This window comes from Anaerosporobacter sp., assembly GCF_031551385.1.
GTDB lineage: Bacteria > Bacillota > Clostridia > Lachnospirales > Lachnospiraceae > Anaerosporobacter.
The window spans coordinates 1-7,302 of sequence record NZ_JAVBNS010000063.1; the positions used below are offsets into that span (position 1 = coordinate 1).

7 protein-coding genes and 1 pseudogene are annotated in these 7,302 nt (G+C 33.2%); 3 read left to right on the top strand and 5 right to left on the bottom strand.

Translation table 11 applies throughout. The features are described from left to right. Both RMR19_RS06830 and RMR19_RS06835 read left to right on the top strand, forming a co-directional pair. Positions 1-652: pseudogene (locus RMR19_RS06830) on the top strand (AIPR family protein); the annotation flags it as partial. 689 nt (positions 653-1,341) lie between these two features. Next, positions 1,342-1,518, top strand: a complete 177-nt coding sequence (locus RMR19_RS06835; RefSeq protein ID WP_310602752.1) for a hypothetical protein — start codon at positions 1,342-1,344, stop codon at positions 1,516-1,518. A 357-nt stretch (positions 1,519-1,875) separates the two neighbouring features. Here RMR19_RS06835 and RMR19_RS06840 read toward each other — a convergent pair whose 3' ends face one another. Genes RMR19_RS06840 through RMR19_RS06860 form a run of 5 tightly spaced genes read right to left on the bottom strand, consistent with a single transcriptional unit; the run spans position 1,876 to position 6,639 of the window. Next, the gene (locus RMR19_RS06840) at positions 1,876-2,766 is read right to left on the bottom strand and encodes a DUF6551 family protein (protein WP_310602753.1); all 891 of its coding nucleotides are present in this window, start codon (positions 2,764-2,766) and stop codon (positions 1,876-1,878) included. Continuing rightward, the gene (locus RMR19_RS06845) at positions 2,759-3,712 is read right to left on the bottom strand and encodes a hypothetical protein (protein ID WP_310602754.1); all 954 of its coding nucleotides are present in this window, start codon (positions 3,710-3,712) and stop codon (positions 2,759-2,761) included. The genes RMR19_RS06840 and RMR19_RS06845 overlap by 8 nt, the downstream gene beginning before the upstream one ends. A gap of 6 nt (positions 3,713-3,718) precedes the next feature. Next, positions 3,719-4,021 carry a hypothetical protein gene (locus RMR19_RS06850; protein ID WP_310602755.1) on the bottom strand — a complete coding sequence of 101 codons (303 nt, stop codon included), beginning with the start codon at positions 4,019-4,021 and terminating at the stop codon, positions 3,719-3,721. A 43-nt stretch (positions 4,022-4,064) separates the two neighbouring features. Further along, positions 4,065-4,769, bottom strand: a complete 705-nt coding sequence (locus RMR19_RS06855; RefSeq protein WP_310602756.1) for an integrase — start codon at positions 4,767-4,769, stop codon at positions 4,065-4,067. Next, complete coding sequence (locus tag RMR19_RS06860) at positions 4,753-6,639, bottom strand: recombinase family protein (RefSeq protein ID WP_310602757.1); 1,887 nt, start codon at positions 6,637-6,639, stop codon at positions 4,753-4,755. The genes RMR19_RS06855 and RMR19_RS06860 overlap by 17 nt, the downstream gene beginning before the upstream one ends. 344 nt (positions 6,640-6,983) lie before the next feature. Between RMR19_RS06860 and RMR19_RS06865 the strand changes: the two genes are divergently transcribed. Then, a partial coding sequence (locus RMR19_RS06865; protein ID WP_310602758.1) for a helix-turn-helix domain-containing protein occupies positions 6,984-7,302 on the top strand: 319 nt, incomplete at its 3' end.

Sequence of the window (7,302 nt, forward strand, 5' to 3'; positions counted from 1 at the left end):
AGCAAACGAAACTTTTGCAAACGAAATTGCCTATAAAGAAAATGAAGATAAGCGTTTAGCTATTGATGATATCTTAGCAATATTAAATTTGTTTAATATTGATGAATATGAGGATTCGAATAGGAATCCAGTATGTTCTTATTCATCAAAGAGTAAATGTATTAAGCTATATTTAGATGCCTATAACAAATTTCAAGAGAGTGTTGTTAATCCATATGTTAAGATGCAACCGATAATGGGCGAAATATTCAAATTGTATGATATGTTAGAAGCTAATATGGGAGAATTTTATACGCAAGCAGTTTCGGATGGCCGATATGGTAGAACAAAAGGTGTGGAAAGCTCGAATGACAAAAAACAACATACAAATATGTTTTCAGATGATGATATAGCATACAAATCACCTAAATCTTTTATTTACCCCATTTTAGCTTCATTTAGAGCATTGGTGGTAGAAAAATCAGGAAAGTTTAGCTTTGGGACGGATCCTATTAAAGCGTTAAATGATTTGGGACCAGAATTAGTAAGATTAACAGTGGAAAGAAATAGAACGCTAGGGAATAATCCAAATGCAGTAGGAAAAGATAGTAACCATTGGAGCCAACTATTTGATAAGGTATTGTTATATCGTTGGAAGATTAAGAGCAATTAGGAGGGAACAATATGGAAAAAGGAAAAAACGAGAGGTTAGAACACTTGATAAGAATGTTATGGTTGGAGTTATATGTGATGTAGATGGCCGAAAGGCACTAGAAGTATCCCATAAGGGAAAACGAGATATCATTTTCGCAGAAGACCTAATTAAAAGTATGTATAACCCGGCATAATGAAAGTAGCTAGATTGCCACATGAGCATATCAGCAAATTATGCTACTAAATCCCTGCTTGGATGAGCTGTCCTTATTTAATATTGAGACAAAGCCAGAGCAGTATTCAAAAGTAATGTATATTACTTTTGAATACTGCTCTTTTTAAACTTATGAAAGGAGGTATTTATGGAATTTGTAAAGATATATTGCCAAAAAGAATGTCCCTAGGCTTCTTTTTTTCGGACATAATAAAAATCCTTTCTTCTTCTGGTCTTATTGTACATGCCCTTAAAAAACTGTCTAGTTTATTGTAACCGATTCAAAGTTTAATGCGGAATATTATGTTTTACATGATGTTGATAATAATAAAAATTTTGAGAAGAAAACCCTTAAAGCTCAGAGAACAAATTGTATAAAAATATTCGAGTTAAAGAAAAATTCAAAGGTTTATGCGTCAGAAAGGAATTTTGAACTTGCATTTTATGAAAAAGAGATATCTTCATCTGAAAAAACCAGTTTTATTTTCAAAATTTTGAATGAAGAACATAGGGAAAATCGAGATATTCGTGAGAAAATATTATATACCTTTAATGAAATATTTGATTTACAAATCAAAGAAATTGAAAATTTTGGAATTGAGAAGTGTGAAAAGGTGAAAGAAGTAGTAAGTGAAGAACAAATTGATAGCTATTTTAAAGAGCTAGCTTAGATGGTGGAGAATGAGAGTAAAAACAAACTAGATTACTGATTTTTCAAAACATAGCACTATTCCAATTCCCCTTGCGAACATAACCGTATATTTATTTTTCAATATCAAGACAGAAATCAAGTCAATTAAGATTTGGCTTCTGTCTTTTTTTGTCTCTATGGTATCTATTGATGCCAAGAGAATAATTGTCGTTTTGTTTCGGATAAAAGAAAAAAGAGAGGTTCCTGTAGATGTACTTATGCAGAATGAACTATGATGTCGCGTGCCAGGTAAAAACTTTATATAGAGGAGCAAATGAAAGTAAAAGCACAGAAAATTATGGAGAAAAGCTAATTTGCCTACCAGCTTCTTTTATTCCTAAACAGAATAAAATATATCTAGTTGTCCATTTGGCTCATTAATATCTGAGGCAGATTTTATTTCATCTGCAGTAATAGCATTCTGTGCTTTGGCTCCCTTATTTGAATATAATTTTTCGAAGTGAAGCGGTTTTTGTGTCTTCTTGTTATAAGATAGCAACATAGCTTCGGAATAGCCAAGAGAGCCAGCACTTCTATCTCTGGCAGTCCGACATAGTTCCTTTACAGAAAATTTTCCTAGTTTTTCTTTGAATAGCTCATCTTTAATATCATCTCCAAAACAATGTATAAGTCTTGCAACACCATTTAGCATATTGGCACTAAAGGATTGTAAGATACCTTCCCAGGTACCTATAATTAGTCGAAGTGTCCGGTCAAGTACATGAAAGCCATATTTGTCGTAAATCTTTTCTAATGTCGCAACAGCGCAGATAGCTCCAGGCTGCATTTTTCCAGAAACAACAAGATCGTATGATTCGACCAATGATTTGATTAGGAGTTGTTTATCATTACCAGCTTCAATGTTGGCCATAAATATTTCATATGGAAGTAATGATTTGGTGTATTTCATTTGATTTGCAAAAATATCAGCTTCCTGTGTATATTCCAAATCATCGTAAATCATACACCATACAGGTGTTTCACGAGAACCGGATACAAGTGAAACTATTTCAATTGTGTGTTGTCCATTAAAAACATAATTTACTCCGTTTCTGCGGCTGACTTTTACAGGATTTATTTGAGCCAAATCGAAATGAGAGGCAGCGTTTTGCACATGTTTAATAGATAGATTTCTTTGGTAGTCCTGGTTTGAAACGAGATTTTTAATTGGAATAAGTTCGTAATGAACCTGGGGAACAAATTTTGTTAAATCAATGTCTTCATTCATGGTATCTCTCCTTAATTTCTGTCTGTAAAATATTTATAGAATCCTGCAGCGAATTGAGCTGTTGTTCTAATTGCCATAATGCCTTTATAGACACTTGATTAAAGTCGGAAATAGTTTGAGTACGCTTCATAGAACTAATCCACATGGGAATTGTAAGAACCAGGCTTGAAATCTCTGCATCTGGATCATACTTTGGCATTTGCTTTATTTCAGGTTTCTTTACACTTATATTTTTCTCCGTTTGTTTAGAACGTTCCCTGTTATGTTTTTGTTTTTTCTTTATTGCTGAATGTAGAAGACGGATATCGCCATTTTTGGTTGCCTGATTATATACAATACGAATTTCATTTGCTGACATTTCGGCTAGTTTTATTGTGTTTTCATGTGAAATATGAAAGATGCCAGCAAGCATCTCTTTTGCAATATCAGGAACTTTTGTACTAATATTATCAATGGATTTTGCAAAAATGCCATATTTAGATACAGTAGTAGCAGATAATCCTAGTTCATTACCCAACATTTGAGCTGTTGTGCTCTTTGATATATATTCTGGTCTTTGTGGGTTTGTTGGAGTATATTGATTTTGGCGGGAATAAAGTTTATTCATTTGTACTTTATAGGCATCATATAATCTACCAATACAGTAGCGCTTCTGTTCATCGGTGAGATTTTTATGTTCTAAGGTATTTTTGCATATATAAATGATAGCTTCATTGCGAGAGTCTATAGATATTTCTTTAATATAGAAAGGAACCTCCCAACGATGACAGATTTGATATTGATTAACTCCATTTAATATAATTTTATGCCAGATAATAATTGGATTCTGACAACCTTTATAAACAATCTCATGTTCTAAATCAGTATATTCTTCAATTGGCAATATAGGAAACATTTTTGTAAAGTCTTCATCAACAATTAAATTGTAAAGGTGTAGTTCACTCATAAATCATTATTCCTCACTATCTTCTTCAGCATTAATTAATATGGAATTGTTCATATCAAATGTGGCTAAATTCTCTTTTTTAATAAGAATTCCGTTGATGCGATAAGTATGCTTATTTTTTAAATCAAAACAAACACTGCGTAGGGATTTAATCAGAAATTTGCTGTAAAATTCACAACATTGTTTTCCGGAGAGCAGTGGACATTTGATTTTTTGTGCCAAGTAGTCCTGTGGAATACTACTTCGGACAGCGATAGATTTACATTCTGGGTTTACCAAGAATTGAATGTAATTTGGATCTCCAAGCATGTGTAAAGTCCTTTTATGTATTCTGATTCGATTCTTTTTTAGGTCAATTACCAGAGATGGATGTGATTGTGTCAATTGTAAATTGCTCATATTCAGGTTCCTCACTTTCATTTGTGGCAGTTTCTGTTAATGGTTCTTTGGTATCTTTTTTATCTTCATGTAAACCAAATACTGCGTAGCCATCAAAAAGCCCAATTTGTATTGTGGATTTGTGTTCTTCAACAGGTAAACCGAATTGATTTTTCCATTCTTCTGGAAAATGGGGAGTTCGAGAGGTCTTCGTATTTTTATCTTCCTTTAAAGTCTTTTGATAAATCTCAGGAGTATTCAAGTCAAAGACAAACAGTAATTCATCGCCAGAGTGAATCAACTTACCAAGTAATTTATACCGGTAATTTGGATTCCACCCCATAAGCGATATTACTTTTGCAAAAAACATTCTACAGATAATCTGTTTCGGAGAACGTTTTGAAGTAGCAGAGCACCAACGAAAGGAGTCTTTTTCATCTTCCTTACAAGGCCTCACAGCAAGTTTTTTATTCTCTGGATTAACAAGAATTTGGACGTAGTTAAATTCAGGAAGTTTCTTAATGCAGGCTGTGTTAACGGATACCCTATAGTTGTTGAAGGTAAAAGAAGGTTCGAAAACATGTGCAAAAAATTCTCCTCGCACAACCTGATAACCATCATAACTAAATGCATCATCTTCAATAATTTCCATTTCCTTGTACCTAGTTGTTTCGTTCATTATTTGTCTCCTGTTTCATGCCATAAATCATGGTTTCTATTGTTTTCTCGATTTCTTTTGTACTTGTAATCTTTAGTGGAGAATCTGAAATAAAAGGAGTGCCTTGATTTTTTAGATTCCAATCATCGTCTGAAAAATTTGATAATTGTACTGACTGAGAGTGGTAGTAATCGTTTCCAAATGTATACACCCATTCTTCAGGGAAAGCCAGAATTCTTTTCTTAGTGCCTATAGGTTTAACATCTTCTTCAAATGAAACTTTTATCTGTTCATTATCCTTGGAGAGTTCTAAGGAATCAGTAGGGATAAGAACTTCAGTATCTTGTAGACTGAAAATAAGAACGGCTTCATCATTATTATTATGTTTTTTTATACCTTGAATTCGATACTTACAATCTAATTTCCAATTGAATAACTCATATAGATTTGGAAGGTAAGCGGCACCACTTGTATTTCGGGAAATGATCTGCCCGTTGAGTTGCCTTGACCATTGGATAGCGTTCTTTTCATTCCTATTAACAGGACGGATTGCAATTAACTGAATGCCAGGATGGATTAATAATTCAACAAAGTTTGACTGAAATTTCCTTACACATTCAGTACTGAAGCTTAGAGAACCAGATGAAAATGTAATAAATACTTTATTGGCAGTATCAAAAAACTGACTTCGAGCTATTTCATATCCTCTTAAGTCGAAATCACCAGTGTTAACTTCTAGCGTTTTTGAGGGGATTTTAATCATATCATCATAAATACTTTCAGAAGCTAGACGATAATCAGCAGCTTTAAATCCGGCCCATCTTGGATTGACAGATACAAATCCTTTTAAGGCACCATTTGTGATTACATGTAACTCTGGAAGAATACCTTTATTACCATATTTAGCATTACTAATAAGGCGTTGGACAGCGATAAAATCGTCTCGTGAGATGATAGGTTGATGGTGATTCCTTTGACAATATTGATTTCTGTCTTGCTTATTCTTTTTAACTTTGTGATCAAGATAGTTAGGTGTCCAGGTTTTTCGAGCTAACACATCACCACAGTGACGTTCATTTTGTAATATGTTAAGAATTGAACTAGGGGACCAATTTGTGTTCCCTTTTTTTGTTCTACGACCAAGACTTGAAAGTGTGTCTGCAATTTCTTGACATGTATATCCATACAGATACATAAAGAAAATCAATCTAACAGTTTTGGCTTCTTCTTCGTGTATTACCAGATTTCCATCTTCATCTTGGTCATAACCCAGTAGAGGAGGAGTGAGAAAAATACCTCGTCTGAAGCGCATTTCTATCGAAGCATTCATAATCTCGCTTTTATTGTGACTTTCCTCCTGCGCCAATGTAGAGATAAAGGATAAGCTCATTTCACTATTACTGTTTAAAGTATATAGATTTTCTGTCTCAAAAAATATGCCGATTGGTGATTGCAACGCTGCTAGTTTGCGGACATAACCAATACAATCCAATACATTTCTTGCAAATCTAGACACACTTTTTGTGACAATTAAATCAATTTTTCCAGCATAGCAATCGTTAATCATTCTGACAAAGGAATCTCTATGCTGTAAAGAAGTACCGGATATTCCTTCATCTGCATATATCTCGATGAGATGCCAACCAGGATGACGTTGTATTACATCCTGATAATGATTTTTCTGTAATTCATATGATGAAGTTTGTCTTGAAGAATCGGTAGATACTCTGGCGTAAACGGCAACACGCTTATCGTGTTGATCATCGTAAAAACTTTCTTGTGGAATAGCTGGAATCACATCAAGTTCGTCCATATCAATTCCTTTGTAACGTTGTCGTATCTTTTCTTTCTGAGTTGCAACACTACTCAGGTGTTTTATGTTTTCATTCATCTGTAACCATCCCTTTATAATTCTATATATGGGATATTATATTAATTATTATTTCAAAACAAAATGGGCTACAGGTTGATATGTAAACCTGTAGCCCATTTTCAAATGTATTTTTTCGTATTTTAATTATATTTCAAGTTTAAAATTCGTATAGCTGTTTTCATTTCTTTCATCATTTTGATGAGAGTTTGTACTTCACGGGGAGAATGGTTCGCTAGTATTTCACTGAATTGCCTATAATTCTATGTAATAATATTTTTTGTTGGCGAAGAAGAGAATAGCCTACTATCTAGGTCATCGTTTCAAGGTTATAATTAGAAATAATTTTTTAAGGAGGTTATTTTATGTCAGTTAATTTTGTAATTATTGGAAAGAGAGTTAAGGAGGTTAGAAAGCAACATAATTTAACACAGGCAAAACTTGCAGAGTATGCTAATTTATCACCACAGTATCTTAGTCAAATTGAAACAGCAAAAAAACAAGCCAGTTTACAATCATTGATTAGTATATCCCAGTCTTTAAAAATAAGTCTGGATGATTTATTGATTGGTAATCAGGTTGAAAAAAGATCAGAGTATTATTCTGAAATTATTGATTTGATGGAGGATTGTAGTGGATTTGAAAAAAGAGTTATTTTCGAATTGGTTAATACAATAAAAAAGA

What these genes read in the sequence shown, in the direction of transcription:
- RMR19_RS06840 (WP_310602753.1), bottom strand. Translation starts at nt 2,766, where the DNA reads ATGAATGAAGACATTGATTTAACAAAATTTGTTCCCCAGGTTCATTAC.
- RMR19_RS06845 (WP_310602754.1), bottom strand. Translation starts at nt 3,712, where the DNA reads ATGAGTGAACTACACCTTTACAATTTAATTGTTGATGAAGACTTTACA.
- RMR19_RS06850 (WP_310602755.1), bottom strand. Translation starts at nt 4,021, where the DNA reads ATGCTTGGAGATCCAAATTACATTCAATTCTTGGTAAACCCAGAATGT.
- RMR19_RS06855 (WP_310602756.1), bottom strand. Translation starts at nt 4,769, where the DNA reads ATGAACGAAACAACTAGGTACAAGGAAATGGAAATTATTGAAGATGAT.
- RMR19_RS06860 (WP_310602757.1), bottom strand. Translation starts at nt 6,639, where the DNA reads ATGAATGAAAACATAAAACACCTGAGTAGTGTTGCAACTCAGAAAGAA.